The organism is Neisseria sp. P0008.S010, assembly GCF_051962715.1.
Classification (GTDB): domain Bacteria; phylum Pseudomonadota; class Gammaproteobacteria; order Burkholderiales; family Neisseriaceae; genus Neisseria; species Neisseria elongata.
In genome coordinates this window covers 1-4376 of record NZ_JBQCVA010000076.1, presented here as the reverse complement: position 1 = coordinate 4376, position 4376 = coordinate 1, and the positions used below count along the sequence as shown (strand labels likewise).

Annotated in this window: 1 protein-coding gene and 1 pseudogene; both read left to right on the top strand. The window is 42.0% G+C overall.

The window, feature by feature from the left end; all coding sequences use genetic code 11:
* Positions 1-638: 638 nt before the first annotated feature.
* Positions 639-3974: a pilus assembly protein gene (locus ACTHSL_RS12080; protein WP_440381588.1), complete on the top strand. Its 3336-nt coding sequence runs from the start codon at positions 639-641 to the stop codon at positions 3972-3974.
* A gap of 167 nt (positions 3975-4141) precedes the next feature.
* Positions 4142-4276, top strand: a pseudogene (locus tag ACTHSL_RS12075) (IS1595 family transposase); the annotation flags it as partial.
* Between the last annotated feature and the right edge of the window lie 100 nt (positions 4277-4376).

Genomic DNA, 4376 nt, shown 5'->3' with positions numbered 1-4376 from the left:
ATCAGGGAGGTTCCTCATTTTGAAAATGGTGTTGAGCATAAAATTTTAATAACTTATGTTATTGCAAAGGTCTCAGAATAAGACTGCCAAATTAGAGGAGCCTGGTATATAGACAATGGCGCAAGTGTTTCTATGCTTTTAATTCACAACATGTTACCATCATACCTTAAGGGCAATATATCCACTAATCTAGTATAATCTTAAACTATAGTTTGAAAGTGATAATACTCTGAAAGCCATCATCATAATTAATAAAGAGAGGTACTGTAAATTTCTAAGATACTTGGCAAACTCCAAAGATTACTTAATTTTCGATATCCCATAAGTTTTCTAATTTAAGGCAAGTGCTTGCCAAAAAGGCTAAGGAAGTTTTATCATGGCATTGTTAAGTCAGCTATTTTTATTAAATTTTGTTAAGTCGCCCATTTGTAAGTAACATGGCATAAAAATTACCTATTTTTAGTTAGAGTGAATTCCACGCTTTAAAATATATAGTATTTATTACTAATTTTATTGAAATAATCAACGTATTGAACTAAGAGTATATTTTTTGAATACACTTACATTATCTTGAATTTTAAGACCAAGACTGACAATTTATTGCATTACCTGCGGGAGTTTGAAAAATGAAAACCACAATGAAAAAACAGCAAGCTAAAGTTGGGAGAAAAACTACTCCAACTTATCAAATATTAGTCGCCGCTATAATGGCAATTTATATACCTCAAGCCTATGGTGAGGCCTCTTTCAATGGCGTAATTGAAGAGAACTTCTCAGGTACAGCAACTAATAATAAATGGCTGATGCCTCTGCCAGGTGATGGGATTAAAAATCCATGGGATCCATCCTCTCCCTCATTTACTGTAGTCAACAGTGCTTGTTTAACTGCGGGTACTGGATCAGCTAAGCCGACCGCAACAACCGCTGGCTCTCCGCCTGGATGCGACGGGATGAAAAAAGATGATCCTGGCAAAGGAGTCTTACGTTTAACTCCTGCACAAAACCAAACGGTTGGCGGCATTGTCTCAGATTTCACTTTTGGTACCCAAGAGGGGGTCGAAATTACATTTATTACTTATACATGGGGAGGCAATGGTGCCGACGGTATGACATTCTTCTTGGCCGATGGTAGCAAACCACCCACGTTAGGTGCCTCGGGAGGTTCAATTGGCTATTCATGCACCAATGACAACCCTATTTTTAGTGGTGTTTATGGCGGGTACATGGGTATCGGTATTGATGAATGGGGTAACTTTGTTTTTAAAGGAGATAACACTTCTACTGGTGCACCAGGTCTAACCTATCGGTTGCCAAATACGATCGGCATTCGTGGTGCAGGCTCTATTAACCATACCTATATTAGTAAGCATTTGTTACAGGAGGTTTATACTAAGTTTGGTTGGGGTACTGTACCTACATCTGTACAAAACAACTGGACTAACTTATGGGCCTCCACATCTGGATTCGGTAGAACAGGCTATAATGCTCCATCTTACCGCAGATTTGCCAATGTATGCCGCACTGGCCAACTCACTATTGACTCTGCATACCTACCTGCAGGTCAAAGCCCTCTTGTGCTAAGCGACAAAGCCACAGATCCAAGATTAAAATTATATAATTACCAATATTTTGCCCATAAGCAACTGCCTCGAAGATTTGCTACAGAATTTGTTAAATCGCGCGAACAGGCAGTCCCTATGCTATATAGAATCCGTATTACACCAAACGGTAAAGCTAGTGTATGGATCAGCTATGACGGTGGTGATTTCCAGCCAGTGATGACAGACTATGATATTGTAGCTGCAAATGGCCCCTTACCAGAAAGCTTCCGCTTTGGATTTATGGGAGCGACAGGTGGTGCCAATAACAACCATGAAGTATTGTGCTTTAAAGCGACTCCAGCCACTCAATCTGAAGGTTCAGCAGAAGTAAACTTACCTGATGCGAAAATAGTGTCTGACTCACAGGTTTATCTGTCATTCTTTAATAAAGTGCACTGGTATGGCAATTTAACGGCACAAAACATTCTGCGTAAGCCTGACGGTACTTATACAGTACAACCCAATGCCAACTGGGATGCCGCTTGTGTATTGACTGGTGGCCAATGCGATCGAACCGGCCAGGCAAATGTCAATAAACAAACTGTCCGCAATCTCTTTACTTGGACGGGTTCTGCCGGCACATCCTTAGAGTGGACAAATATCAATTCCTCGCAACAAAATGCCTTATTCTCCTCCAGCGAATCTTCTGCTATGGGCGAGGCTCGGCTAGCTTATCTAAAAGGTGATACCAGCAGAGAGGTCGGCAAACCCAATGGCGTTTTCCGTCCACGCAAAAACCTGTTAGGCGATATCATCAACTCCAGTCCGGTATGGTCAGGTTATCCAAACAATAAACCTTATCTAGCTACTACTCATTGGCACGATGCGCGCTATCCAAGTGCGGTTATGAACGAAAACAATGTTTCTTATACCAGTTTTGCCAACTCAAACCGTACACGTACAAATATTGTATTTGCCGGTTCAAACGATGGTTTCTTGCATGCCTTCCGCAGCGGTAGCTATAACGCAGCCGGACAATTCCAAACCGCGAACAATGATGGTCAGGAAGTTTTTGCCTACGTCCCGGGTGCAGTGCTGTCACGGATGCACAATAAAACTGATCCAGGCTTAGACTTCTTCAGTCCACAATATGCCCACAACTACTACACCGATGCTCCTGTAGGGATAGGTGATGTGTTCTATGGCGGGGCATGGCACACTTGGGTTATGGGTGGTCTAGGCGCCGGGGGCGACACCATCTATGCCTTAGATGTTACCAATCCCGACTCATTCAATGCATCCAACGTAATAGGCGAATGGTCTCGTTCTTCGGGAGGAGACTGGAGCAACTTAGGCAATACCTACGGCACTCCCGTATTCGGTCGCTTCCATGATGGAAACTGGGGCGCGGTATTCGGTAATGGTTGGTGCTCCACTACCGATGCTGCCAACGGCAACTGTACTGCCTCTGGAGGTCCAGCTGGTATTTATGTAATGTCTATCGACCAAACCACTGGTAACCCCTCTTTTAAATTTATCAGCACAGGAGAATCAGGTACACCAGCCTCTCCTAACGGTATTGCTTATGTCACCCCAATAGATTTGGATGGGGACAACGTCTACGATTATGCTTATGCTGGTGATATATTGGGCAATGTATGGCGCTTTAACCTTCTGTCCTCCAATAGCAATGATTGGACTAGTCAACCACAGAAGCTGTTTACTGCACCCGCTATCCAACCAATTTCCACTAAAATTATCGTGTCCCGTATGAACGGTACATCTGGCGACGTTATTCTGAATTTTGGTACGGGGATGCGTAAAGAAGGCTATTTGGGTGGAAAAACCACTTATGCTACAGGCCAACAAAGTATCTATGGTATTCGTGATAAAACAGCTTTATCTTTTAGCATGACTCCAGGCAATACTACTGCTCAAATTGATCGCAACCAAATGCAAGGACAAGCAGTACATGACAGCGGCAAAACAAATCAACTAAGCAACATGAATGTTGATTGGAATACCAAATCGGGTTGGTATCTAGACTTAACACGAGTGCCTATTAATGGCAAAGTTGAGTATGAGCAAGTACTTTATAACCCCTACTTGGAAAATGGAAAATATTTGATTGTTAACACCTTCCTTGATGGTAGTAATCCTGCCTTGTCTTGTAATACAATTCAGTCAACTGGTTACACTTACCCACTTGAAGCAGCTTCTGGTTCTAGTTTGAGGGGTTTCTTTGATAAGAACTTTACTGGCTCCTCATACCGCAGACAACTAGATGCAGTGGGATCACCTATTTTATTAAAAACTACTGATGGTAAATTGTTTCTCTTAACAAAAGATAGTGAAGGTAAATTAAGTCTCACCCAAGTTTATTTGCCAGGAAAATCTTCAATTCGCCGTATTTCTTGGCGAGAAATTTTCTAAGATTACCGTATCAAAGCCGTCTGAATGATTCAGACGGCTTTTTATATTTAATTTAAATAGAAAATTTTGTGCTATTTATAATTAAGGGGCTTAGGAAGCAAAATCATTCAATATAGTGATAATCTTCTAAAATGAATTAAAAAAACAAGTACCAAAAATTCAGTAAAATTACCGAGCCCAAATTTCGCCGGCTCCTGCGGCTGTTTGCTTTGGATCTGACTGCCTCCGATACTGCGAAACCGACGGCTGCTGGCATCTGCAGTGTCAACAGCCTGTACCTGAAATTACATCGGCGTTTGGCTGACGAATCTTGAATTCGGATTTCAAGTGCAACACCCGGGCATTAGCGGTTGGAACAGATTCAAGAATAAAACACTTGGCGTTTCGTAGCCAAGTGTTTTT